Origin of the sequence: Curtobacterium sp. GC_Cur_3 (assembly GCF_026544205.1) — a bacterium.
Lineage (GTDB): Bacteria > Actinomycetota > Actinomycetes > Actinomycetales > Microbacteriaceae > Curtobacterium.
This window is the reverse complement of the sequence record NZ_JALNUI010000019.1, coordinates 21,490-45,798: the sequence shown is the minus strand read 5'-3', so window position 1 is coordinate 45,798 and position 24,309 is coordinate 21,490. Positions and strand designations below refer to the sequence as shown.

General features: G+C 70.3%; 19 protein-coding genes and 3 tRNA genes. 12 read left to right on the top strand and 10 right to left on the bottom strand.

Going from position 1 to position 24,309, the window contains the following annotated elements:
* Nucleotides 1-31 precede the first annotated feature (31 nt).
* Genes OXR63_RS11525 through OXR63_RS11515 form a run of 3 tightly spaced genes read left to right on the top strand, consistent with a single transcriptional unit; the run spans nt 32 to nt 4,310 of the window.
* Nucleotides 32-1,381 (top strand): alpha/beta fold hydrolase, encoded by a 1,350-nt coding sequence (locus OXR63_RS11525; protein WP_267423321.1) that lies wholly within the window; start codon nt 32-34, stop codon nt 1,379-1,381.
* Nucleotides 1,378-2,967, top strand: a complete 1,590-nt coding sequence (locus tag OXR63_RS11520; protein ID WP_267423319.1) for a GMC family oxidoreductase — start codon at nt 1,378-1,380, stop codon at nt 2,965-2,967. The genes OXR63_RS11525 and OXR63_RS11520 overlap by 4 nt, the downstream gene beginning before the upstream one ends.
* A gap of 26 nt (nt 2,968-2,993) precedes the next feature.
* Nucleotides 2,994-4,310 (top strand): flavin monoamine oxidase family protein, encoded by a 1,317-nt coding sequence (locus OXR63_RS11515; protein ID WP_267423317.1) that lies wholly within the window; start codon nt 2,994-2,996, stop codon nt 4,308-4,310.
* Nucleotides 4,311-4,484: 174 nt separating this feature from the next.
* On the opposite strand, the gene OXR63_RS11510 is transcribed toward OXR63_RS11515, so the two are convergent.
* The 3 genes from OXR63_RS11510 to OXR63_RS11500 form a co-directional block, all read right to left on the bottom strand.
* Nucleotides 4,485-5,618, bottom strand: coding sequence for an alpha/beta hydrolase (locus OXR63_RS11510; RefSeq protein WP_267423315.1), 1,134 nt, complete (start codon nt 5,616-5,618; stop codon nt 4,485-4,487).
* A 224-nt stretch (nt 5,619-5,842) separates the two neighbouring features.
* Nucleotides 5,843-6,826 (bottom strand): NAD-dependent epimerase/dehydratase family protein, encoded by a 984-nt coding sequence (locus tag OXR63_RS11505; RefSeq protein WP_267423313.1) that lies wholly within the window; start codon nt 6,824-6,826, stop codon nt 5,843-5,845.
* A 143-nt stretch (nt 6,827-6,969) separates the two neighbouring features.
* Nucleotides 6,970-7,056: transfer RNA gene (locus tag OXR63_RS11500), tRNA-Leu, on the bottom strand.
* 85 nt (nt 7,057-7,141) lie between these two features.
* Here OXR63_RS11500 and OXR63_RS11495 point away from each other — a divergent pair.
* The 7 genes from OXR63_RS11495 to pknB all read left to right on the top strand — a co-directional run bounded on the left by OXR63_RS11495 (nt 7,142) and on the right by pknB (nt 16,300).
* The gene (locus OXR63_RS11495) at nt 7,142-7,819 is read left to right on the top strand and encodes an FhaA domain-containing protein (RefSeq protein ID WP_267423310.1); all 678 of its coding nucleotides are present in this window, start codon (nt 7,142-7,144) and stop codon (nt 7,817-7,819) included.
* Complete coding sequence (locus tag OXR63_RS11490; RefSeq protein WP_267423307.1) at nt 7,816-8,373, top strand: FHA domain-containing protein FhaB/FipA; 558 nt, start codon at nt 7,816-7,818, stop codon at nt 8,371-8,373. The genes OXR63_RS11495 and OXR63_RS11490 overlap by 4 nt, the downstream gene beginning before the upstream one ends.
* A gap of 6 nt (nt 8,374-8,379) precedes the next feature.
* Nucleotides 8,380-9,744 (top strand): Stp1/IreP family PP2C-type Ser/Thr phosphatase, encoded by a 1,365-nt coding sequence (locus OXR63_RS11485; protein WP_267423305.1) that lies wholly within the window; start codon nt 8,380-8,382, stop codon nt 9,742-9,744.
* The gene (locus OXR63_RS11480) at nt 9,741-11,180 is read left to right on the top strand and encodes an FtsW/RodA/SpoVE family cell cycle protein (RefSeq protein WP_267423303.1); all 1,440 of its coding nucleotides are present in this window, start codon (nt 9,741-9,743) and stop codon (nt 11,178-11,180) included. The genes OXR63_RS11485 and OXR63_RS11480 overlap by 4 nt, the downstream gene beginning before the upstream one ends.
* Entirely contained in the window at nt 11,177-12,631 is a 1,455-nt protein-coding gene (locus OXR63_RS11475) for a peptidoglycan D,D-transpeptidase FtsI family protein (RefSeq protein WP_267423300.1), read from the top strand. The genes OXR63_RS11480 and OXR63_RS11475 overlap by 4 nt, the downstream gene beginning before the upstream one ends.
* Nucleotides 12,628-14,361: a protein kinase domain-containing protein gene (locus OXR63_RS11470; protein ID WP_267423297.1), complete on the top strand. Its 1,734-nt coding sequence runs from the start codon at nt 12,628-12,630 to the stop codon at nt 14,359-14,361. Before OXR63_RS11475 ends, OXR63_RS11470 begins: the two co-directional genes overlap by 4 nt.
* Before the next feature lie 118 nt (nt 14,362-14,479).
* Nucleotides 14,480-16,300 carry a Stk1 family PASTA domain-containing Ser/Thr kinase gene (pknB, locus tag OXR63_RS11465; protein WP_267423295.1) on the top strand — a complete coding sequence of 607 codons (1,821 nt, stop codon included), beginning with the start codon at nt 14,480-14,482 and terminating at the stop codon, nt 16,298-16,300.
* Nucleotides 16,301-16,428: 128 nt separating this feature from the next.
* Here the strand turns inward: pknB and OXR63_RS11460 are convergent, their stop codons facing one another.
* Nucleotides 16,429-17,073: an anthranilate synthase component II gene (locus OXR63_RS11460; RefSeq protein ID WP_267423293.1), complete on the bottom strand. Its 645-nt coding sequence runs from the start codon at nt 17,071-17,073 to the stop codon at nt 16,429-16,431.
* 82 nt (nt 17,074-17,155) lie between these two features.
* On the opposite strand from OXR63_RS11460, the gene OXR63_RS11455 reads away from it, so the two are divergent.
* Nucleotides 17,156-17,413 (top strand): cell division protein CrgA, encoded by a 258-nt coding sequence (locus OXR63_RS11455; RefSeq protein ID WP_267423291.1) that lies wholly within the window; start codon nt 17,156-17,158, stop codon nt 17,411-17,413.
* 333 nt (nt 17,414-17,746) lie between these two features.
* Here the strand turns inward: OXR63_RS11455 and OXR63_RS11450 are convergent, their stop codons facing one another.
* A complete protein-coding gene (locus OXR63_RS11450; RefSeq protein WP_308202160.1) occupies nt 17,747-18,454 on the bottom strand; it encodes a rhomboid family intramembrane serine protease in 708 nt (235 codons plus the stop codon).
* Nucleotides 18,455-18,600: 146 nt separating this feature from the next.
* Nucleotides 18,601-19,140 (bottom strand): peptidylprolyl isomerase, encoded by a 540-nt coding sequence (locus tag OXR63_RS11445; RefSeq protein ID WP_194626792.1) that lies wholly within the window; start codon nt 19,138-19,140, stop codon nt 18,601-18,603.
* Between the two features lie 116 nt (nt 19,141-19,256).
* On the opposite strand from OXR63_RS11445, the gene OXR63_RS11440 reads away from it, so the two are divergent.
* On the top strand, nt 19,257-19,832 hold the full coding sequence (locus OXR63_RS11440) for a hypothetical protein (RefSeq protein ID WP_267423287.1): 576 nt from the start codon (nt 19,257-19,259) through the stop codon (nt 19,830-19,832).
* Between the two features lie 1,066 nt (nt 19,833-20,898).
* On the opposite strand, the gene OXR63_RS11435 is transcribed toward OXR63_RS11440, so the two are convergent.
* The 4 genes from OXR63_RS11435 to gyrA form a co-directional block, all read right to left on the bottom strand.
* A tRNA-Ala gene (locus OXR63_RS11435) sits at nt 20,899-20,971 on the bottom strand.
* 53 nt (nt 20,972-21,024) lie between these two features.
* Nucleotides 21,025-21,101 (bottom strand) — tRNA-Ile (locus OXR63_RS11430).
* A 75-nt stretch (nt 21,102-21,176) separates the two neighbouring features.
* Nucleotides 21,177-21,584, bottom strand: a complete 408-nt coding sequence (locus tag OXR63_RS11425) for a DUF3566 domain-containing protein (RefSeq protein ID WP_194626788.1) — start codon at nt 21,582-21,584, stop codon at nt 21,177-21,179.
* Complete coding sequence (gyrA, locus tag OXR63_RS11420; protein ID WP_267423283.1) at nt 21,577-24,222, bottom strand: DNA gyrase subunit A; 2,646 nt, start codon at nt 24,220-24,222, stop codon at nt 21,577-21,579. Before gyrA ends, OXR63_RS11425 begins: the two co-directional genes overlap by 8 nt.
* Nucleotides 24,223-24,309: the final 87 nt, after the last annotated feature.

The following is a 24,309-nucleotide window of genomic DNA, read 5'->3' as shown; positions in this document are numbered from 1 at the left end:
CGGCGGCGGGGAGACCCGTAGTACTACAGACATGACGGCCACCGCGTTCTGCCTCCACGCCCTCGGGTCGAGTTCCGAGGAGTTCGCGACGCTCCGCGCCCGTCTCGCCGGCACCCTGGACCTGATCGGCATCGACCTGCCCGGCTTCGGCCGGAGTTCCGCCGTCACCGGCACGACGGTCGAGGAGATGGCCGAGCTCGTCGAGCGGGCGGTCGGTCGCAGCGGCGCCACCGAGTGGGTGCTCATCGGGCACTCCATGGGCGGCAAGGTCGCCTCGGTCGTGGCGTCGCGGACGATCAACGGCGCGAACGGCCTGTTCGGGCTGCGTGCCGTGGTCCTGCTCGCCGCGTCCCCGCTCTCCCCCGAGCCGATGGACGACGAGCGCCGCGCCACGATGCTGGGCTGGGCCGCCGACGGCGTGATCGGACCGGACGAGGCCGACACCTTCGTCGAGGCGAACACCGACTCCCGGCTGCCCCCGGAGCCGCACGCCATGGCCGTGCACGACGTCCAGCGCGCCGATCCCCGTGCCTGGACCGACTGGCTGGTGCGCGGCAGCCGCGAGGACTGGTCCACCCAGTTCCCGCCGAACCCCGTGCCCGCACTCATCCTGGCCGGTGTCGGCGACGGCGACCTCGGCACCGACGCCCAGCGGGCGCTGAACCTGCCGCACTGGACCGCCGGCGAGCTCGACGTCGTCCCCGGTGCAGCGCACCTGCTGCCGTGGGAACGTCCCGACGAGGTCGCCCAGCGCATCCGCGCGTTCTGGGAACGCCGCGTCGCGCCGGGCCCCGTCGTGCCGGCGACCAGCGTCCGCGTCCTCGCCTCGCCCCGCGTGAGCGCCCGGACGCGCGGCATCCTGGCGATCCGGTCGCTGGCCGACGACCCCGGCGCTGCGCCCAAGGCCCTGTCGGCCGCGCAGCTCGAGACGCTGCGGGCCCTCGCCCGTGTCGTCGTGCCGCAGCCCGGCGAGCGGTCGATCGACCTCGCGCTCCGTGTCGACGCCCAGCTCGCTGCCGGGCTCGGTGACGGCTGGCGTCCGGACGGCCTGCCGGTGGACGTCGAGGCCTACCGCGCCGGACTCGACGCCCTCGCGCCCGAGGCCGCACGGTCGGACGAGCACCTCGCCACGGTGCTCGACGCCGTCACCGCCGGCACGCACACGCCGGCCGCCGGTCCCTTCGACGCCGAGCAGCTCCGCGCCTGGGCCGAGGACGCCGCCGTCGACCTGGCGAAGCACTGGGTCACGCACCCGGCCACGATGGCCGACATCGACTACGACGGCTTCGCCAACGGTGGCGACGGCGTCCGCAAACAGGGCTTCCTGCTCCTCGGAGCCGGGCAGCGCGAAGCATGGGAACCGGCGGGAGCCACACGATGAACCTGACCAACCAGCGCCGGTACGACGAGGACGACATCGTCGACGTGGTCGTCGTCGGCACCGGGGCCGGCGGCGCTCCGCTGCTCGCGACCCTGGCGCGCCGGGGCCTCCGTGTCGTCGCGCTCGAGGCCGGCCCGAACACCGAGCCCGGCGACCACACCCCGGACGAGGTCGAGGCGCCCGCGGACATCAACTGGATGGACGAGCGCATCAGCGGCGGCGGTGCACCCACCGCCTTCGGTCCGAACAACAGCGGCACCGGCGTCGGCGGGTCGACGCTGCACTGGGGTGCGTTCACCCCGCGGCCCAACGAGCACGACATCCACCTGCGCACCGACTCGGGTGAGGGCGAGGACTGGCCGATCGAGCACGCCGACCTTGTCCGGTACATCGAGCAGGCCGAACACGACGTGGGCGTCGCCGGTCCCGCGCACTACCCGTGGGACCCCGAGCGCCGGTACCTGATGGGCCCGCCGGCGCGGAACGCGTCCTCGGACATGATGATCCGCGGGGCTGCCGAGGTCGGGATCACCGCGACCGACGCCCCCGTCGGGCTCACGACCGAGGACCGGATGCAGGAGCACCACGGACTCCGCCAGGCGTGCGTCGCCTGCGGGTCGTGCCACCAGGGCTGCCGCAACGGCTCGAAGGTGTCGATGGACACGACGTACCTGCCCGCCGCGGTGGCCTTCGGTGCCGAGATCCGTCCTGGGGCGTTCGTGCACGGCATCGAGCTGGACGCCCGCGGCGAGGTCGAGGCCGTCGTCTACCGCCAGGACGGCCGCGACCACCGGCAGCGCACCCGGGCGCTCGTCCTCGCGGCCGGCGGGATCGAGACCCCGCGCCTGCTGCTCCACACCGGGCTCGCGAACAGCAGCGGTCAGGTCGGCCGCAACTTCACCGCGCACGGGGCCACCCAGGTGTGGGCGAAGTTCGACGAGTCGATGCGGTCCTACCGCGGCTACCCGTCGTCGATCATCACCGAGGACTTCATCCGTCCCGAGGGTGCCGACTTCGCCGGGGGCTACCTCATCCAGAGCCTCGGCGCCCAGCCACAGACGCTGACGACGTCGCTCGTGCGCGGCGGCGGGCTCCGCGGCTCCGCCCTCGTCCGGGCGATCCAGGACTACCCGTACATGGCCGGCGTCGGCATCAACGCCGAGTGCCTGCCGTACGACGACAACCGGCTCGTGCTCTCCGACGAGCTCGACGCCAACGGGGTGCCGAAGGCCCGCGTCAGCTTCTCGCCCGGTGAGAACGAGGCCGCGATCACCCGGCACGCCGTCCGCACGATGACCGCGATCGTCGAGGCCGCGGGAGGCCACGACGTCCGCGTCCTCGACCGCACGGCGCACACCGTCGGCACGGCGCGGATGGGCACCGACGCGGCGAGCTCCGTCGTGGACGCGGCCGGGCGGTCGTGGGACGTGCCGAACCTGTGGATCGTCGACAACTCGGTCTTCCCGAGCTCCCTCATCGCGAACCCGGCGCTGACGATCATGGCGCTGTCGCTCCGCACCGCTGACCGCATGCTCCGCGACGACGTCCGGGCCGACCGGGACGAGGCACTGCTCACCGCCGTCTGACGACCGACGGGTGCAGACTGGTCGACGTGGACGTCATCGTCGTGGGAGCCGGGATCGCCGGCATCGCCACCGCCCGTGCCCTGGCGCTGAACGGCGTCGACGTCGTCGTGCTCGAAGCCCACGACCGGGTCGGCGGGCGCACCTGGACCGACGACACGCTCGGTGTGCCGGTCGACCTCGGAGCGTCGTGGATCCTCGGCGTGGACGGCAACCCGCTCTGGTCGATGGCGAAGTCGCTCGACATCGAGACCGTCGAGTTCTCCGTCGGGAGCTTCCAGTTCGAGGGGCGCCCGATCGCCTGGCACGACCCCGTCGGCGCACGGCTGACCGAGGTCCCCGCCGGCGCCTTCCTGGCCGACCTGCACACCGTCGAGGACCTGCTGCCCGCGGCGGTCGAGGCCGCGGCTCCCGGCACCACCTACGCCGACGTGGTCGCCCGGGTCGTCGCCGACCTGGGTTGGGGCGACAGCCGGGCCCTCCGCGTGGAGGAGTACCTCGCGCACCGGTCCGAGGACTTCACCGGCGCACCTCCCGCGGAGATCGACGCCCACGGGCTCGACCCCGACCACCTGCCCGGGGACCAGGTCGTGTTCCCCAGCGGCTACCAGCAGTACGTCACCGCGTTGTCCGAGGGCCTCGACATCCGCACCGAGGCCGTCGTGACCCTCGTCGAGCAACGCGACGACCACGTCCGGGTGACCACCGCGGACGGCTCGGTGTTCTGCGCCCAGCACGTCGTCGTGACCGTGCCCCTCGGCGTCCTGCAGGCCGGCGACGTCCGGTTCGACCCGCCCCTCGAGGCTCCGGCCGCCGACGCCATCGAGCGGCTCGGCATGGGCGTGTACGACAAGGTCTTCCTGCGCTTCCCCGTCAAGTTCTGGGACTCGTGGGTGATCCGCCAGCAGGGTGCTGCCGGCTCCGACTGGCACTCCTGGTACGACATGTCCCGCGTGACGGGCGTGCCCGTGCTCGCGGCCCTCGTCGGCGGTGACAGCGCCCGGCGGCTCGAGCGCCTGCCCGACGACGAGGTCGTCGCCGAGGGCCTCGCCGCGATCCGCCACATGTACGGCCCCGACGTCCCGACGCCCGACGCCGTCCAGATCACCCGGTGGGGTGCCGACCCCTACACGCGCGGGTCGTACTCGTACCTGCACGTCGGCGCGACCGTCGACGACCACGACCGGCTCGCCACGCCGTCCGGACGGGTCCAGCTCGCCGGCGAGGCCACGTGGTCGGACGACCCCGCGACGGTGCACGGCGCCCTGCTGTCCGGACTCCGGGCGGCGAACCGGATCCTCGACGTCGAGGTCTCGGTCGACGACCTGCTCAGCCCGGTCGCCTGACCCGGTCCTTCCGCGAACAGGGGGTCGAACCGCGCGGAGGGTGTCGAACCTCCCGACTCCCCACGCGCGTTCCCGCTTCCCATCGCACCCGACACGGGTTGATCCCGCAACGGGTGAGGTGACTCGTCAGGCCCCGTGCGCCGGTTCGGCGGACGCCGAAGGACACGGCGCCGGTCAGCTCGGCGCGAGACCGGTGCGCTGCATCAGCGACGCGAGCCCCTCCGCCAGGCCAGCACCCGCAGTCGTCCAGTTGTGCCCACCCCCGGGGACGACCCAGGTCGTGACGTGCATGCCCGCGGCTCGTGCCCGCGCCGCCATGACCGGCATCACGGGTCCGTACACGCGGTCGTCCTGACCGACCGCGAAGAAGGCGTCGGACGACGAGTAGGGCGCGTGGGCCGAGAGCTCCGTCGCGGGGACGGCTGCGTGGTACGCGGCGGCGTTGCCGGAGAAGCCCTGGTCGATCGTCGCCGTGACGGACCCGAGACTCGGCGCGTCCTGGCCGGAGACGTCGATGAGGTTGCCGAACCGCTCGGGGTCGCCGGCCCCGAGCTGGATCGCACACGTGCCGCCCTGGGAGAACCCGCCGATCGTCCACGCGGACGCTCCCGACTGCACCAGGAGGTGGGACGTGATCCACCGGGGGACGTCCTGCTCCAGGTAGGTCCGGCTGTTGCCGAGCGGTCCGTCGACGCACATCGGGTTGGCCGACCGGGGGCCGAGCTGGTCGGGGACGACGATGATCGGCGCCAGTCCGCGGTCGGTCCTGGCGAGCGCGTCGGCCGTCGCCGCGATGTGGCCGCTGTCCTCGACGTCGTCGGGGCCGGCACCGCGGGACTGTCCCGACAACAGGACGGCGACCGGCAGGTGCGGCGGGTCCGGGGTGAGCGCGGCTGGCGGCAGCCAGACCAGGGCCGGACGCGCGCTGAAGTGCGACACGGTGCTCGGGATCTGCACGCGGAGCAGCCGTCCGCGCGTCGGCGTCGTGGCCGGAGCGGTCCACGTCCTCGCGAGGTCCTCGGTGACCGGCGCCGCGGTGGACCCTGGCGTCTCCGGAGCGGGGATGCCGACGTCCGAGGTCGGCGGGGGCGCCGCCGTGCCGCGGTCCGGCCCGACCGATGACGGCGACGCCGACACGACGACGGACGGTCCGGATGCGGACGTCCCGGACGCAGTCGCACCGTGCGTCGTCGCACCGTCGGCCGCTCGGGTCCACCAGGTCGCCGAGACGCCGAGGTTGACGACGGTGAGGACGACCAGCACCGCGACGACCGCGGTGAGGGGACGGGGACGGTTCGTGCGCTGCATGGGATCGAGAGCGTACGGACGTCCTCCGCGAGCACACCGAGGGGAGCGCTCGCGACGCTGAGGGTCCTCGTCGCGCGCACGCAGCCGGTTCACGACTGGTCTCCAGGATCGAGACGGGATCCGGTCTGGAGGCGCGGCCCGGCCACACGACGCCACGTCCCGCAGCACGCCCCCGGCTCGCCATCGCGGCGGGGCCGGCGCCGAGCACCGGAGGTGCCGACGCGTCAGACGGTCGTGAGCGGTGCCGCGACGTCGAGCTCGCCGTGCTCGACGAGCCAGCGGACCGCCTCCTCGACCGTCTCCCCCGCCGTGTGCTGCGGCTCGTAGCCGAGCAGGCGACGCGCCTTGTCGATGCTGAAGACCTGACTGCGGGACAGGTGGTCCCAGCTCGCCTGCGCCGCGTCCTGGTCCGTGGTCTCGCGGAACCGGTCGAACGGGACGGACTCGAGCCGGGCCTCCTGGCCGAACCAGGACGCCGCGAGCGATGCGTACCCACGGACGTTCAGCGCGTCCGGGGCGACCACGGTGAAGTCCTCGCCGGCGGCGGCGTCCCGGTGCTCGACCGCGAGCTGGAAGGCCTGGGCGACGTCGTCGGCATGCACGTGCGCCATCGTCTCCGCGCCGATCCCGGGGATCGCGAGCGACTCCCCGGCGGACAGCGTGCGCAGCACGCCGGGGTCGAGGTTGCCGACCGGACCGATCGGCATCCAGCCCGGTCCGCTGATGTGCCCGGGGTGGAGGGAGGTCGTGACGACACCACCATCGGCGGTTTCCTGCTTGAGCATCCGTGCGATGCGGTCCTTCTCGACGCCGTACTCGCCGACGGGGGCGGTGCCGTTCTCCTCGGTGATCGGCACCACCGAGCTCGGCCCCGCACGCCAGATCGACCCGCAGTGCACCAGGTGCACCCCCGTGCCGCGCAGCCGCTCGACCAGCGCGACGGCGGACTCGAGTGTGAAGCAGACCAGGTCGACGACCACGTCCGGGCGCAGTCCGACGACCCGCTCGCCGAAGGTGCCGTCGCGGTCCTCCTGCTCGCGGTCGGCGACGACCTGCTCGACCTGTTCCCACTCCGGGGCGTCGACGTAGGCCGAGCGCGTCCCACGACTGACGTTCACGACGTCGTGACCGGCGCGGACCAGCCGCGGGATGAGGAAGGTGCCGATGTGTCCGGTGCCGCCGATGACGACCACGCGCTGAGGGCTCATTCGGCCACCGTAGGCCGCGGCGGTCGGCGCGGCGCCCGGGAACGTCGCGGCTGTGGACGACGCCCCGTGGATGTCGCTCCTGTGGAAGACGCCCCGGGAATGCACGAAGGCCCCGATCTCTCGATCGGGGCCTTCGTCTTGCCTGGTGCGCGAGGGGGGACTTGAACCCCCACGCCGTTTCCAGCACACGGACCTGAACCGTGCGCGTCTACCAATTCCGCCACTCGCGCCAGCCATGGAACACTACCACGCACAGAATGCCTCAGCTGACGCCGACTACCATGCAGAGGTCATCGACCGAGAACGTGGGAGCCCATGGGACTGCTGGACAGCTTCGAGCGGGGACTGGAACGCGCCGTCAACGGTGCGTTCGCGAAGACCTTCCGCTCCGGCGTGCAGCCGGTCGAGATCTCCAGCGCGCTCCGACGCGAGCTCGACACCAAGGCCGCCGTCGTGTCGCGCGACCGCATCCTGGTGCCGAACGAGTTCAGCGTGCGCCTCGCGCCGCCGGACTTCACGCGCATGAACGACGTCGGCCGTCCCCTGGTCGACGAACTCACGCAGATGGTGCAGCAGCACGCGGTGGCGCAGAACTACTCGTTCTCCGGCCCCGTCACCATCCGGCTGCAGCAGGACGGCACGCTGTCCACCGGGATCCTGCAGATCGACGCCACCACCGTGCAGCGCGACGTCGCCTGGGTGGCCGTGCTCGACATCGGCTCGCAGCGGCACAAGCTCCAGCGCGGGCGCACCGTGATCGGCCGCGGCACCGACGCCGACATCACCGTGGCGGACACCGGGACCAGCCGGAAACACGTGGAGATCGTGTGGGACGGCAAGCACGCGCAGGCCAACGACCTCGGGTCCACGAACGGCTCGAAGCTGAACGGCGAACGGTTCCAGCAGGCGATCGTGGAGCCGGACTCCACCATCGAGATCGGTCGTACCCGTATGGTGTTCCGGGTGATCCCTGAGAACGGAGGTGCGCGATGACCACAGGACTGACCCTGCTCGTCCTGCGCTTCGCGTTCCTCGCGGTGCTCTGGCTGTTCGTCTTCGTCATCGTGTTCGCCCTGCGCAGCGACCTCTTCGGCCAGCGCGTCCGGACCATCCCCACGGACCCGAAGGGCGCGCCGTCCGGCCCGACGACACCGACGATCCCGGCCAGCGGTGCCGCGGCGGGTGGCGGGGCCGGGTCGTTCACGGAACTGATCGACCAGAACCGAGCGGGAGGCAGCGGGCCGTCCGCCACGGACGTCGCGACCCGACTGGTCATCACCGAGGGCGCTCGAGAAGGCATGGAGATGCCGCTCGGTCGCGGCCCGATCACGGTCGGCCGCTCCAGCGAGAGCAACGTCGTCATCCGTGACGACTACACGTCCACCAACCACGCACGGCTGGAACTGCAGTCGTCCGGCTGGGTCGTCATCGACCTGGAGTCCACGAACGGCACGTTCGTCAACGGGCAGAAGGTGACCTCCCCGGTCCCCGTGGCCGAGCGCACGCCGATCACCATCGGGACGACCACGTTCGAGCTGCGGCGGTAGCCCCGGATGACCGCTCGCACGCTGAGCGCCGCTGTGTCCCACGTCGGGCGCATCCGCGCCAACAACCAGGACTCCGGCTACGCGGGAGCGCACCTGTTCGCGGTCGCGGACGGCATGGGCGGTCACGCCGGCGGCGACGTCGCCTCGGCGATCGCGATCCGTCGCATCCGAGAGGTCGACCGCGAGTTCCCCTCCGCCCACGACGCCGAGTTCGCCCTGCAGTCAGCGCTGATCGCCGCGAACCAGCTCATCACCGAGACCGTGTTCGAGCACCAGGAGCTCACGGGCATGGGCACCACGGTGAGCGCCATGATCCGTGTCGGCGACCAGCTCGCGATCGCGCACATCGGTGACTCCCGGATCTACCGCCACCGCGACGGCGAACTGCAGCAGATCACCTCGGACCACACCTTCGTGCAGCGGCTCGTCGACAGTGGGCGCATCACCCCGGAAGAAGCCGCGGTCCACCCGCGCCGCTCCGTCCTGATGCGCGTGCTCGGCGACGTCGACGCGGCACCGGAGGTCGACACCGCGATCATGGACATCCGTCCCGGCGACCGCTGGTTGCTCTGCTCGGACGGGCTGTCCTCCTACCTCGCCGAGGAGCGCATCCGACACGCGCTGGCCTCGAACATGGACGCCAACCAGGTCACGCAGCGCCTCGTCAAGGAGACGCTCGACCACGGCGCCCCGGACAACGTCACCGTCGTCGTGATGGACGTCACCGACACGGTGCCGACCGAGGACGACGACGACGCTGCCACCACCGTCGGGTCGGCAGCGGCGCCCCTCACCTTCGAGGCCTCGACCGGCCGCAAGCCGATCCGCCTCCCCACGATCCTGCTGCACCCGCTCAAGGTCACCACCGCCCCCGAGGACTCGCACTTCGAGCCCGAGAGCGACCAGTACTTCGCCGAGCTCATCGCCGAGGACCGCCGCCGCCGTGTGCGTCGCCGGATCACCTGGACGATCGCACTCGTGCTCGCCGTCGCCGCCCTCGTCGGGGCCGTGTTCCTCGGCTGGCGGATCGTGCAGGACCACTACTACGTCGGCTCGGACCGCGGCCAGGTCGCGATCTACAAGGGCGTGCAGCAGCAGATCGGCCCGCTCGCGCTGTCCGACGTCTACGAGGACTCCGGTGTCGAGGTCGCCGACCTGCCCGAGTACACGCGGGAGAACGTCCGCTCGACGATCAACGCGCAGTCGCTGTCCGACGCCCGCGACATCGTCGACCGCCTGCGGACCGCCGCGCGGACCGGCCAGGACCAGTCCGGCACGGGCGGTTCCGGCGGCTCGTCGTCCCCGAGCCCGAGCCCGACGCGATCGTCGTCGCCCTCGCCGTCCCCGAGTGCCACGCGGGGCGGACGATGACCGCCACCGCGCAGCAGTCCTTCACGCAGGCGATCACGATCAAGCTCCGTGAGCCCGCGCGCGCCCGCAACCTCGAGCTGGCGCTGCTCGTCATCGCCTGCGGCATCTGCGCCGGAGCGATGGTGCTCGTGCAGCTCGGGACCAAGGGCCGGATCTTCGACACCTCGGTGCTGTGGGCCGGCGGGTCGATCCTCGGGCTGGCGCTCGTCATGCACGTGGTGCTGCGGATCGTCGCGAAGAACGCCGACCCCTTCATCCTGCCCGTCGCCCTGGTGCTCAACGGCATCGGGATCGCGGAGATCTACCGCATCGACGTCCACAACGGCGACCTCGGCTGGGCGGCGATCGGCGTCAAGCAGATCGTGTGGACGCTCCTGGCGATGGTCCTGGCGATCGTCACCCTGGTCCTCGTCCGGAACCACCGCTTCCTGCAGCGGTACCGGTACATCTTCATGTTCCTGACGGTGGCGCTGCTGCTCATGCCGATCCTCCCGGGGCTCGGCTACGCACGCGGCGGCGCCCGCGTCTGGATCCACCTCGGCCCGTTCACGTTCCAGCCGGGCGAGCTGGCGAAGATCACCATGGCGCTGTTCTTCGCCGGGTACCTCGTCACCGCGCGGGACAGCCTGTCGATCGTCGGCAAGAAGGTCCTCGGGATGACGTTCCCGCGCGCGCGTGACCTCGGACCGATCCTGATCGTCTGGGGCGTCGCGATGGGCGTGCTGGTGTTCCAGCGCGACCTCGGCACCGCCCTGCTCTACTTCGGCCTGTTCCTCGTGATGATCTACGTCGCCACGGGACGACTCGGCTGGGTCGTCATCGGCCTCGGGCTGTTCATCGGCGGTGCCCTCGTCGCCGCGAACGTCCTCGAGTACGTGCACGGCCGGTTCGAGCAGTGGCTGAACCCGTTCGACCCGACGATCTACAACGCGTCGACGCAGGCGAGCTACCAGCTGGTCCAGGGCCTGTTCGGCTTCGCGAACGGCGGCATCACGGGGACCGGCCTCGGCCAGGGACGTCCGTACATCACGCCCGTCGCCAACGCGGACTACATCATCGCGTCGCTCGGCGAGGAGCTCGGGCTGATCGGCGTCTTCGCGATCCTCGCCCTGTTCATCGTGCTCGCTTCCCGTGGCATCCGCGTCGGCTTCATGGCGCAGGACGACTTCGGGAAGCTCCTCGGCATCGGGTTCGGGTTCACCATCGCCCTGCAGGTCTTCGTCGTCGTCGGCGGCATCACCCGGATCATCCCGGTCACCGGGCTGACCACGCCGTTCATGGCCGCCGGTGGTTCGTCGCTGGTCGCCAACTGGATCATCGCGGCGATGCTGCTGCGGCTGACCGACTCGATCCCCGCGGAACAGCGCGTCCTCTCCGACCGCGGCGACGCGCTCGGCGGGAACGCCCGCGGGCGCAGCAGGAAGGCGGGTCGATGAACCGGCAGCTCCGCGGCGTCTCCACCGTCGTCGTCCTCATGTTCGTCGCGCTCTTCGTGTCGACGACCTCGATCCAGTTCTTCGCGGCCGACTCGCTCCGGGCCGACTCGCGGAACTCCCGCACGATCCTCGACAGCTACTCGAACAAGCGCGGCGCGATCCTCGTCAACGGCACCCCCATCGCCGAGTCGACCGCCGTGGACGACCAGTACCGGTACCAGCGGAAGTACTCCGACGGCGCGCTCTACTCGGCCGTCACGGGCTACTTCACGATCGGCCAGGGCAACACCGGCATCGAGGGCGCGGAGAACACCGTGCTCTCCGGCAACTCGGACGACTCGTTCTTCCAGAACCTCAACTCGATCCTCACCGGGCAGGACGTCCAGGGCGACAACGTCAACCTGACGATCGACCCCGACGTGCAGCGCGCGGCGTACGACTCCCTCGGCGCCAACAGCGGTGCCGTCGTGGCGATCCAGCCGAAGACCGGCAAGATCCTCGCGATGGTCTCGAAGCCCGAGTACGACCCCAACTCGCTGACGTCCCACGACACCAAGGCCGTCAAGGCGCAGTACGACGCCCTCCTGGCGCAGACCCCGACGCCGCTGCAGAACCGCGCGATCGGCGGCGACCTGTACACGCCAGGATCGGTCTTCAAGCTCATCGTCGCGTCCGCGGCGCTCCAGGGCGGCAAGTACGACCTCGACTCCGAGTTCCCGAACCCGTCGCGCCTGCAGCTGCCGGGCACGAGCAGCTACATCAACAACGCCGAGGGCGGCTCGTGCGGCGGCGGCGACACCGTGAAGCTCCGTGTCGCCATCCAGAACTCGTGCAACATCCCGTTCGCGGAGCTCGGACAGAAGCTCGGCTACGACACCATCAAGGCGATGGCGGACAAGTACGGCTTCGGTGACGCGATCGACGTCCCGATGCGTGCGACCGCGAGCCAGTACCCCGACGTCGACTCGACGGCCCAGCTCATGCTGAGCTCGTTCGGCCAGGCGAGCGTCCGCGTCTCCCCGTTGCAGATCGCGATGGTCTCGGCCGGCATCGCGAACGGCGGCACGGTGATGCAGCCGTCGCTCGTGGACTCGATCACGACGAGCGACCTGAAGACCGTGCAGTCGTTCTCGCCGAAGCAGTACAGCAGCCCGCTGTCGAACTCCGAGGCGTCCGACCTGACGGAGGCCATGCAGAGCGTCGTGAAGGCCGGGACCGGAACCAATGCGAAGATCGACGGGGTCGACGTCGCCGGCAAGACCGGAACGGCCGAGGGCGGGACGGGTGACCCCTACACACTGTGGTTCACCGGGTTCGCGCCCGCGAAGGACCCGGAGGTCGCGGTGGCGGTCGTCGTCGGGAACGGCGGCGGGCTCGGACAGTCCGGCGTCGGCAACACGGTCGCGGCCCCGATCGCGAAGAACGTCATGGAGGCGGTGCTGAACAAATGAGACCCACCAGCGGACTCACCTTCGGTGGGCGGTACCAACTCTCGTCCCGGGTCGCCATCGGCGGCATGGGCGAGGTCTGGCAGGCGACCGACCTCGTCATCGGACGGACCGTCGCCCTCAAGATCCTCAAGGACGAGTACCTCGGCGACCCCGGGTTCCTCGAGCGGTTCCGTGCCGAGGCCCGTCACGCCGCGCTCGTCAACCACGAGGGCATCGCCAACGTCTTCGACTACGGCGAGGAGGACGGCAGCGCCTACCTCGTGATGGAGCTCGTCCCGGGCGAGGCCCTCTCGACGATGATCGAGCGCGAGCACACCCTGCCCGTCGACAAGGTCCTCGACATCGTCGCGCAGACCGCCAACGCCCTGCAGGCCGCGCACGCCGTCGGGCTCGTCCACCGCGACATCAAGCCGGGCAACCTGCTGATCACGCCGGACGGCCGCGTCAAGATCACCGACTTCGGCATCGCCCGCATCGCCGACCAGGTCCCGCTCACCGCGACCGGTCAGGTCATGGGCACGGTCCAGTACCTCTCGCCGGAACAGGCGAGCGGCCACCCGGCGTCCCCGTCGACCGACATCTACTCGCTCGGCATCGTCGCGTACGAGTGCCTGGCGGGTCGTCGTCCCTTCACCGGCGAGTCGCAGGTCGCGATCGCGATGGCGCACATCAACGAGCAGCCGCCCGCGCTCCCCGGGGACATCCCGGAGCCGGTCGCCGCCCTCGTCATCTCCTGCATCGCGAAGAAGCCGGCCGACCGTCCGGCGACGGCCGCCAACCTGGCCCGTGCGGCTCAGGCGCTCCGTCGCGGAGACGTCGCTGCGGCGACCGTCGCGGTCCCCGCCCTCGGCGGCGCCGGCACGGTCGCGTTCAACCCGCCGCGGGGCAACGACGCAGCGACCGCGCTGATCGGCACGCAGGCGGGCAGCACCGTCGGCGGTGTCCCGCGCACGCCGGTCTCGCCGGTCGCGAACGAGGACGACGCCCCGAAGAAGCGCCGGGCGTGGATCTGGTGGGTCGTGGCCATCGGGGTGCTGCTGCTCGTCGGAGCCGTCATCGCCGCGTTCGCCCTCACGAACCAGGACGAGCCCAAGCCGGTCGCGTCGTCGAGCAGTGCTCCCCCGAAGCCGAGCCCGACGCCGTCGTCCTCCCCGACGCAGGAGCGGTTGTTCGTCAACCAGAGCGACTACGTCGGACGCAGCACCACCGAGGCACAGGCCGCGCTGCGGAACCTGGGCTTCGAGGTCACCGTCGAGGACGGCGACGCCGCACCCAGTGCCGACCAGGCCAACACGGTGCAGTCGATCACGCCGACGGGGAGCGTCGCTGACGGCACGCTCATCACCCTGCGCAGCTACACCGCGCCGCCGACGGTGAACAAGCCGAACACGCCGAGCGCCGGCCCCGTCTCGACCGACGGCGCCGTCACCTTCACCTGGACCGACGCGACCTGCCCCACCGGCTACACGGTGAAGGAGTACTCGTGGAGCGTCACGGGTGGCAAGGACAGCTCCGGTGCGACGTCCGGCACGACCACGTCGAAGGCCGTGGACGTGCAGGCCGACGCCGCCGGACAGAGCGTCTCGTTCGTCTACAACGTGACCTGCGGCAACCTCACGCCGTCCGAGAACTCGGACCCCGCCAGCGCCACGTGGGAGGCACCGGTCGAGACCCCGCAGCCGACCAGCTCGGCGACGGGCGAGCCGACGGGTCCGCAGGACAACAACTGATCCTGCCCGCGGGGCCGTCCACACCGTTCCGGTAACGGTTGTCCGGACGGCCCCCCGGCCAGCCTCCCGTCAGGGACCCCTGTCGTACACTTGCGCGGACGGACATTCGGAGGAGTACGTGCCTGAAGGTGTGACCGCGGGGATCACCCTCCTCGCCAACCGCTACGAGATCGGCGACGTGATCGGCCGGGGCGGCATGGCCACGGTGCACGTCGGTCAGGACACGCGGCTCGGCCGTCGTGTGGCCGTCAAGCTCCTGAAGCCGAGCCTCGCGAACGACCCGGCCTTCCGCACGCGGTTCCGTCAGGAAGCCCAGGCGGCGGCGCGCATGGCCCACCCGACCATCGTCCGCGTGTACGACGCCGGCGAAGAGACCGTCACCGAGAACTCCGGCGCCGAGGTCCAGGTCCCGTTCATCGTCATGGAGCACGTCGAGGGCCGACCCCTCAGCGAGATCATCGCCGAGGGCCCCGTCGACCAGGCCGAAGCGGTCCGCATCACCAGCGGCATCCTGACGGCGCTCGAGTACTCGCACCGCGCCGGCGTCGTCCACCGCGACATCAAGCCCGCCAACGTCATGGTCACCACCACCGGCCAGGTGAAGGTCATGGACTTCGGCATCGCCCGAGCCATCACCGACACCTCGGCCACGGTCGCGCAGACCACGTCGATCCTCGGCACCGCGTCGTACTTCTCGCCGGAGCAGGCCCGCGGGGAGACCGTGGACGCCCGCACCGACCTGTACTCCACCGGCGTCGTCCTGTTCGAGCTGCTCACGGGCCGTCCGCCGTTCCTCGGGGACTCGCCCGTCGCCGTCGCGTACCAGCACGTCAGCGAGCAGCCTGTCCCCCCGTCGACGATCACCCCCGTGGTCTCGCCGGCGATCGACGCCGTGACCCTGCACGCCCTGGTGAAGGACCGCACGCGGCGCTTCCAGAACGCCGCCGAGTTCCGCCGCGACCTCGAGCAGGCGGCAGCTGGCCAGGTGCCCGCATCGACCAAGAAGCTCCAGCAGCAGCGCGCGAACGACGCCTCCACGATGCTCTTCGGCGTCAACCCGCGCAGCACCACGAACTCCGAGGTCGCCTTCCGCGAGCTCGACGACACCCAGGAGCACCGCCCCCAGCGCACGCAGAACCGCCCGCCGGTCGCGTGGATCTGGGTGGGCATCCTGCTGACGATCGCCGTCATCACCGGCGTCGGGTTCTGGGTGGCGAACCTCCAGCCCGGCCAGGCGCCGATCTCGTCGTCGGTGAGCGTCCCGAACGTCGACGGCGCGACCTGGAAGTCCGCGTCGAGCGCCCTCGCCCGCCGCGACCTGAAGCCGATGCGCGTCGACGAGAACTCCGACGACGTGGCCAGTGGCTCGGTGATCCGCACCGAGCCGGGCTCCGGCACGGCCGTGGCGCGGCAGCAGGACATCCGTGTCGTGGTCTCCCTCGGACCGGAGCAGGTCGCGGTGCCCGACGTCTCGAACCAGGCCCAGGCCGACGCCGAGCAGTCCCTGAAGGCCGCCGGCTTCGACGTCGGGTCGATCACGTCCGAGTACTCGACCTCCATCCCGGAGGGCACCGTCCTGGGTTCCGACCCGACGTCGGGCACGAGCCACACCAAGGGCACGGTCGTGAACCTCACGGTGTCGAACGGGCTCGTGGCGCTGCCGGCCGTGCTGCAGCAGCCGTTCACCACCGCCAACTCCACGCTGGCGAACCTCGGGCTCACCGTGCAGTCGCAGCCCGTCTACTCCTGCACCGGCGGCACCGTGGTGCAGCAGAGTGCGCCGGCTGGTGACATCGCGCAGGGCAGCACCGTCACGCTCACGTGGTGCGCCGCCTCCGACCGACCCACCGCACCGCCGGCCCCGACGAACGACACGGGCGCCGACCAGGGCGGCACCAACCAAGGCGGCACTGACGGCGGCGGTGACGGCGGCAACTGAGCCGTCGCGTCCGCGTACGCGGACTGGCGTGGTTCCAGCCCACCGACGGACTGGAGGCTCGTGACGGGCCCGTCACGAGCCTCCCGTCCGGTGTGACCGTGTGGTCCGTCTGGTCGTGCGGTCGGGTGTCAGCCCTGTCGGGACGCGATGAGCGGGCCCAGGCCCGCTGCGCGGTCCGCCGCACCGGTCAGACCGGTGGTCTCGAGCCAGTTGCCGACCATGCGGTAGCCGCCCTCGGTGAGGACGGACTCCGGGTGGAACTGCACGCCGTAGACGCGGGCGTCCTGGTGCTGGACGCCCATGATCACACCGCCACCGGTCCGTGCCGTCACGGTGAGCTCGTCGGGGACGGTGCCGTCCACGATCGCGAGGGAGTGGTACCGCGTCGCCGTGAACGGGTGCGGGACGCCGGCGAACAGCGTGCTGTCGTCGTGGTCCACCTGCGAGGTCTTGCCGTGCATGAGTTCTTCGGCGTGCGTGACGGTCGCTCCCAGCGCCTCGGCGATGGCCTGGTGCCCCAGGCAGACGCCGAGCAGGGGCTTGTCGGCGGCGATGGCCGCGTGCACCGTGGCGATCGAGACGCCGGCGTCCCCGGGGGTGCCCGGACCGGGTGAGAGCAGCACGCCGTCGTAGTCGGCGAGCCGGTCCGCGATCTCGGACTCGGGGAAGGCGTCGTTGCGGACGACGTCGGTCTGCGCGCCGAGCTGCTGCACGTAGCCGTTGAGCGTGTAGACGAAGCTGTCGTAGTTGTCGACGACGAGGATCCTGGTCATGGTCGGTTCACCGTACTCGTGGGGGTCGTGCAGAGGCTCTGTGCAGCCCGTGCGCACACATGTTCACGGTAGGATACCGGCCATGGCCAAGGACAAGGACCGCACCAAGCCCGCCCGGACGACCACCCGAGCCGACTCGGTCGACACGGCGGGCAACCAGCCCAACCCCGTGTGGTTCAAGCCGGTGATGTTCGGGTTCATGCTGATCGGCCTCGCCTGGGTGATCATCTTCTACATCTCACAGGGCACCCTGCCGGTCCCGTCGCTGAACTCGTGGAACATCCTCATCGGCTTCGGCATCATGTTCGTCGGCTTCCTGATGACCACACGGTGGCGCTGAGCCCCGACCCGACCTGCTGTCGACGCCCGCTGCACCCCTTGGTGCGGCGGGCGTTCTCGTGCGCCCGACGAGTGGTGTCGTTCTCCACAGGGGAAGACCACTTCGGCCCGACAGAACCGGGTTCTCCACAGAAGACGGCGTTCTCCACACGCTGTTCCACACCCCTGACCCGGAGTTGTCCACAGGGGTTTCCACAGTGGGGATAATCACACGCGTGTAACTCACCGAGTTGTCCACAGGTACGAAAACGCCCCGTCACGACAGTGACGGGGCGTTCGCGGTACGACGGTCGTTCAGGTCATCAGGTCATCAGGTCATCAGGTCATCAGGTCATCAGGCGAGAGCCAGGACGTAGCCGACGACCGTGAGGGCGACGATGAGCACCGCTTCCCCGATTAACAGCCCGATCTGGAGTCCTCGTTGCCGGACGTTGCGCGTCTTCGAGAAGACGTACCCGGTGAGGAAGCCGACCGCGATGCCGCCGACGTGGGCCTGCCACGAGATGTTCGTCCCGGGGAGGAACCCGATCACCAGGTTGAGCCCCATGATGACGAGCAGGGAGACCGCGTTTGCACCGAGGCTCCGCTGCAGGACGAAGAACGCCGCGAAGAGCCCGAAGATCGCGCCGGAGGCCCCGACCACCGAGCTCGTCGGAGCCAGCAACGTCACGGCCATCGAGCCGCCGAGGCCCGACAGGAAGTACAGCGCGAGGAACCGCCACGACCCGAGCATGTTCTCGAGCATCCGTCCGAAGATGAACACCGCCCACATGTTGAACAGGATGTGGAGGAACCCCGAGTGGACGAACAGCGACGTGACCATGCGCCACGGCTGCGTCGGCAGGTAGTACGCGTTGTACCCGAGCAGCTGCGTGAAGAAGCCCCGGGTGACCTGGTCGAGCAGCCAGATCGCGACGGAGACCGCGACGATGACGACCGTGGCCTTCTGGTCGAGCATGGCGAAGCGCCGTCGTGCGACCGTGAACCCGCTGGGCCCGGTCGCACGACGGTTCGCGGTGAACTGCGCGCGCTGTTCGCGCACGCACTCAGGGCAGTGCACCCCGACGGCCGCCGGCGTCTGACACTCGGTGCAGATCGTCCGTCCGCACCGCTGGCAGAGGATGAAGCTCTGCCGGTCCGGGTGCCGGTAGCAGTAGTTCGCCGGGTTGTACGCCTGGTCGGTCAAGGTCAGACGGACTCGACGTCGATGCTGTTGATGACGACGTCCTCGACGGGCTTGTCACGGCCGTCGGTGGGGACGCCCTCGATCGCGTCGACCACGGCGCGGGACTCGTCGTCGGCGACCTCACCGAAGATGGTGTGCTTGCCCTGGAGCCAGGGGGTCGCCACCGTCGTGATGAAGAACTGCGAGCCGTTGGTGCCACGGCCACCCTGGAGCCCGGCGTTCGCCATCGCGAAGATGTACGGGTTCTGGAAGGTGAGCTCGGGCGAGATCTCGTCGTCGAAGCGGTAGCCCGGGCCGCCGATGCCCTGGCCGAGCGGGTCGCCGCCCTGGATCATGAAGTCCTTGATGATGCGGTGGAAGACCACGCCGTCGTAGAGCTTGTCGGTGGAGACCTTGCCGGTGCCCGGGTGGGTCCACTCCTGCTGGCCGGTGGCCAGGTCGACGAAGTTCTTGACGGTCTTCGGAGCGTGGTTGCCGAACAGGTTGACGCGGATGTCGCCCTTGTTCGTGTGGATCGTTGCGACAGCGGTGTGCAGAGACATGTTCCGATTCTCGCATGCGTCCCCTGCGTACAGACGGTACCCACAGGTACGACTCCGTGACCTGTCAGGCGCTGCGGTGGCAGGATGGGGGCACGCCGTTCCGATGGAGGTACCAGATGACGACGATCGAACTGCCGCGCAAGCGCCGGAAGCAGATCAAGAAGCTCAAGGGCAAGACCGCCTCGCTCCTCGGTGAGCAGCGCAAGGTGCTCGAGCACGCGAACGAGATCCTCGCCGAGGCCCGCTCGCACGCCGCCGACGCAGCACGCAAGGACATCGCACCCCGCGTCCAGAACGCGATCGACAACGGCATCCGCCCGGCTGTCGCGACGGGTGTCCACGCCGCCACCTCGGCAGCACAGACCGCTTCGCACCGTTTCCAGACCGAGGTCATCCCCGGCCTGGTCTCGACCGCGGGCTCGGTCATGAGCGTGGGCGACCTCGCGAAGGACCCCCGCGTCAAGAAGCTCGTGAAGAACGCGCAGAAGAAGAGCAAGAGCGCGAAGAAGGCCGCTGCGAAGTACGTCCCGTCGCAGCAGAAGAAGGGCCTCGGCTTCGGTGGTGTCGCACTGATCATCGTCGGTGTCGTCGCCGTTGCCGGTGCCGCCTACGCCGCGTACCAGACGCTCCGGGCCGACGACGACCTCTGGGTTGCCGACGACTCCGACTCCGCGGACAAGTCCGCAGCCTGACCTCTCCGGTTCGTACGAAGGGCCCCGGCACTGCGCCGGGGCCCTTCGTCGTCCCCGGGGGTGCTGCGCCCCGCCACCACTGACGCCGAGATCGCACTTCGTGTCACCTCCGCACGCGCGGACCCGACACCAACTGAGATCTCACCGGCCACGCACCGGACCGGAGGCGCGTGGCGGCCCCGCCCCGAGCCTCCAGTGCCGCCGACCAGTCACGACCCGTCGCCTCCGGCGCCGCGGGCCGACGACCCGCGCCCACTCGGCGAACCTGAGCGGCGTGTTGCGCCCACTCGCGGCGCCGAGATCGCACTTCGTGTCGCCTCGGCACGCGCGGACCCAACACCAACTGCGATCTCACCGGCCACGCACCGGACTGGAGGCGCGTCGCGGCCCCGCACCGCGCCTCCCTGCCCGCCGAGCGGTCACGACACCCCGCTCGCGTTCCGCGACCGGTCGCAGCCCGTCGCCTGCGGCGCCGCGGGCCGACGAACCGCGCCCACTCGGCGCACCTGAGCGGGGTGTCGTGACCGCTCGCGGCGCCGAGATCGCAGTGGGTGTCGCCTCCACAAAGGCGGACCCGACACCCACTGCGATCTCACCGGCCACACACCGGACTGGAGGCTCGGGGCGGGCCCGCCCCGAGCCTCCCGGCCCGCCGACCGGTCACGACCCGTCGCCTCCGGCGCCGCGGGCCGACGACCCGCGGCCACTCGGCGCACCTGAGCGGGGTGTCGTCACCGCTCGCGGCGCCGAGATCGCAGTTGGTGTCGCCTCCACAAAGGCGGACCCGACACCCACTGCGATCTCACGGCCGCACACCGGACTGGAGGCTCGGGGCGGGCCCGCCCCGAGCCTCCCGGCCCGCCGACCGGTCACGACACCCCGTCTGCGCCCCACCTACCGGCCACAGTCCGTCGTCGACGCAGCCCCGAAGCCACGGTTCGCGACCACTCGGCGGACGTGAGCGGGGTGTTGTGACCGCTCGCGGCCGCCTCGGCGCACCAGCACACCGACGCAGCACGAAGCCCCTGCGACGACGACCGAAGTCGCCGACCAGGGGCCGAGGGAGTGGAGCCTAGGAGATTCGAACTCCTGACATCTGCCTTGCAAAGGCAGCGCTCTACCAACTGAGCTAAGGCCCCGGAGCGACCGAACCGGCCGCCACGTCGAGAGATCCGACGCGGGAGTTGAATTGTGGTGGGGCTACAAGGACTTGAACCTTGGACCTCTTCGTTATCAGCGAAGCGCTCTAACCGCCTGAGCTATAGCCCCTCAGACCGGATGAAAGCCTACCGCAGGAAGTCGTGGGAACGAAATCGAGTGGTCGGCCTCATCCGGCCGGGTGTGTCAGTTGTTGGTGAAGCCCACGAGCAGGCCGCCCGTGATCCGCACGCTGAGGTTGTACAGCACGCTCACGATGGCGCCGAGCACGGTGCCGACGACCACGTTGAGGATGCCGACGACGATCGAGAACCCGAGGACCTGGCCCAGTGAGAACTGGTCCATGATCGAGTACCCGTTCTGCCCGGTGACGTCCTTCAGCAGCATGTCGATCTTCTCGAACACGCCAGTCTGGTTGAGGATGAGCCAGACGAGCGCGGTGGCGACGACGATCACGATGCTGCCGGCGAGGGCGATGAGGAAGCTCAGCTTCACCACCGACCAGAAGTCGAGGTAGACGAGGCGCAGACGGACCTGTCGGGTGCCGACGGGCCGCTTCGCCTTCCTCTGGAGCTTCTCGGCGACACTACTCATTGCTTGACTGGTCCTCTCCGGCCACGGTGTCCGTGGGCACTGTGTCGGCGGGGTCGGGAGCCGCTTCGTCCGGGCTCACCGTCTCCACCGGGCCCGCAGGCTCGATCTCGGGGTCGTCCTGGTCGTCCAGGTTCCGCTCTGTGTTCCGGGCCACCGCGATGATCCGGTCGTTCTCCGCGAAACGCGCGAAGACGACTCCCATCGTGTCTCGGCCCTTGGCGGGCACCTCGGCCACGGCAGACCTTACCACCTTGCCCGATTGCAGCACGACGAGCACCTCGTCGTCCTCACCCACGATGAGCGCACCCACCAGGTCGCCCCGGTCGGCGGCCAGCTTGGCCACCTTGATGCCGAGACCACCACGGCCCTGGATGCGGTACTGGTCAACGGAGGTGCGCTTGGCGTAGCCGCCCTCGGTCATCACCCAGACGAAGCCGTCGTCCGAGACCACCCGTGCCGCGAGCAGCGAGTCGCCGTCCCGGAAGGACATGCCCTTCACGCCGGAGGTCGATCGGCCCATCGGTCGGAGCGTGTCGTTCGTCGCCGTGAACCGCAGGGACATGCCGTGGCGCGAGACCAGCAGCAGGTCGTCGGTCTCGTCGACGAGCAGCGCCGACCGGAGCTTGTCACCGTCGCGCAGGTTGATCGCGATGATGCCGCCGGTGCGGTTCGTGTCGTACTCCGTCAGCGCGGTCTTCTTCACCAGGCCGTGCTCGGTCGCCAGCACGAGGTACTGGGCGGCCTCGTAGTCGCGGATGTCGAGGACCTGCTGGATCCGCTCGTCCGGCTGCATGGCGAGCAGGTTGGCGGAGTGCTGGCCCTTGGCGTCGCGGCCGGCCTCCTGCAACTCGTAGGCCTTGGCCCGGTAGACGCGGCCCTGGTCGGTGAGGAACAGCAGCCAGTGGTGCGTCGTCGTGACGAAGAAGTGCTCGACGACGTCGTCGGCACGCAGCTGGGCGCCACGGACGCCACGCCCGCCACGGTGCTGCGCGCGGTACTGGTCGCTGCGCGTGCGCTTGACGTACCCACCGCGGGTGATGGTGACGACGACCTCTTCCTCGGGGATGAGGTCCTCGATCGACATGTCGCCGTCGTACCCGAACATGATCTCGCTGCGGCGGTCGTCACCGAAGCGCTCGACGATCTCGTCGAGCTCCTCGCCGATGATGCGACGCTGGCGCTCCGGGCGGGCGAGGATGTCCTCGAAGTCGGCGATCTTGAGTTCGAGCGCCTCGGCTTCCTCGTGGATCTTCTGGCGCTCCAGCGCGGCCAGACGGCGCAGCTGCAGCTCGAGGATCGCGCGGGCCTGGATCTCGTCGACGGACAGCAGGTCCATCAGGCCGCTGCGGGCCTCTTCGACGTCGGGCGACCGGCGGATGAGCGCGATGACCTCGTCGAGGGCGTCGAGCGCTGCGAGGTAGCCGCGCAGGATGTGCGCACGCTTCTCGGCTTCGCGCAGACGGTACTGGGTGCGGCGGACGATGACCTCGACCTGGTGGTCGACCCAGGCGGAGATGAAGCCGTCGAGCGCCAGGGTGCGCGGGACACCATCGACGATCGCGAGCATGTTCGCGCCGAAGTTCTCCTGCAGCTGCGTGTGCTTGTACAGGTTGTTGAGCACGACCTTCGCCACGGCGTCGCGCTTCAGCACGATGACCAGGCGCTGGCCGGTACGACCGGAGGTCTCGTCGCGGATGTCGGCGACACCGGCGAGACGGCCGTCCTTGACCAGCTCGGCGATCTTGATCGCCAGGTTGTCGGGGTTGACCTGGTACGGCAGCTCCGTGACGACGAGGCAGGTGCGCGCCTGGATCTCCTCGACGCTGACGACGGCACGCATCGTGATCGACCCGCGGCCGGTCCGGTAGGCGTCCTGGATGCCCTTGACGCCGAGGATCTGCGCGCCGGTCGGGAAGTCCGGTCCCTTGATGCGCTGCATCAGAGCCGCGAGCAGCTCTTCACGCGTGGCGTCGGGGTTCTCGAGCGCCCACTTCGCGCCGGCGGCGACCTCGCGCAGGTTGTGCGGCGGGATGTTCGTCGCCATGCCGACCGCGATGCCGACCGAGCCGTTGACGAGCAGGTTCGGGAAGCGGGACGGCAGGATCGCCGGCTCCTGCGTACGGCCGTCGTAGTTGTCCTGGAAGTCGACGGTCTCCTCGTCGATGTCCCGGACCATCTCCATGGCCAGCGGGGCCATCTTGGTCTCGGTGTACCGCGGGGCCGCGGCGCCGTCGTTGCCGGGCGAGCCGAAGTTGCCCTGGCCGAGTGCGAGCGGGTACCGGAGCGACCACGGCTGGACCAGACGGACGAGGGCGTCGTAGATCGCGCTGTCACCGTGTGGGTGGAACTGGCCCATCACGTCGCCGACGACACGCGAGCACTTCGAGAAGGCACGGTCCGGACGGTAGCCGCCGTCGTACATCGCGTAGAGCACGCGACGGTGCACTGGCTTCAGACCGTCGCGGACCTCGGGCAGCGCGCGCCCGACGATGACCGACATCGCGTAGTCGAGGTACGACCGCTGCATCTCGAGCTGCAGGTCGACCTGCGAGATGCGGTCGCCGGAGACGACGATGTCCCCGACCTCGCCGTGCACGATCTCGGGCTGGTCGTCGTTGATTTCGTTCTCGTCAGCCATCTGGCTCGGCTACCTTTCTGACGGCCGGGAGGCCGTGGTGGCGTTCGTCGCGCCGGGCGCGACCACAGGTGGTCAGGACCAGGGCGC